The 680-nt window shown below is 35.7% G+C and carries 1 pseudogene; it reads left to right on the top strand.

Going from position 1 to position 680, the window contains the following annotated elements:
* Positions 1–74 precede the first annotated feature (74 nt).
* Positions 75–337 (top strand): annotated as a pseudogene (locus ACTHSL_RS12860) (transposase); the annotation flags it as partial.
* Positions 338–680 lie beyond the last annotated feature (343 nt).

Consider the following 680-nt stretch of genomic DNA (forward strand, 5'->3'; position numbering starts at 1 on the left):
GAAGGTGCTCATGAGAAATCCCCTAAATGTTCTGGTGGGAATTTAGGGGATTTTGGGGGGATTTTGCAAAGGTCTCGGATAGCCTGAGCAGCTATGACAAGCTGGACGTAAGCGGTTTTATCCATTACCGTATCAACCATTCCAAGAAATTTACAGACCGTCAGAACCACATTAACAGCATTGAGAATTTTTGGAATCAGGCAAAACGCGTCTTGCGCAAATACAATGGAATCGATCGCAATCTTTTCCACTATTCTTGAAAGAATGCGAATTTCGATTTAACTTCGGCAAACTGTCCCGGCAGCTTCAAACCCCGCGGAAATGGTGTGAAATTTAGGGCCAATTTAGTGCAGTCTCTTAATCAAACTAAGATGTACCTTTCTTGTAAAACTATGAAAATTAACTTATATTCTGCTAGATTAGTTTTAATTATGCATAAAGTTTAAGAAGTGTTGTGCAATATTTTGCATTAAATAAAAAGTAATTTATTGATTTTAAATGAATATAATATTCCCCGTGGGCGTGCCAGTTTTTGAATAAACCCTTACTGATAAATAGTAAGGGTTTATTTTTTATTTTTCAATATCAAGAAGTTGGTTTTAGTATTAGACCTCTTGCGAAAGTATCCTGAAGATTTACAATTTCCAAATGAAATACGAAAACCTAATCCAAAGAAGCAA

It is taken from the genome of Neisseria sp. P0008.S010 (genome assembly GCF_051962715.1).
Classification (GTDB): Bacteria; Pseudomonadota; Gammaproteobacteria; order Burkholderiales; family Neisseriaceae; genus Neisseria; species Neisseria elongata.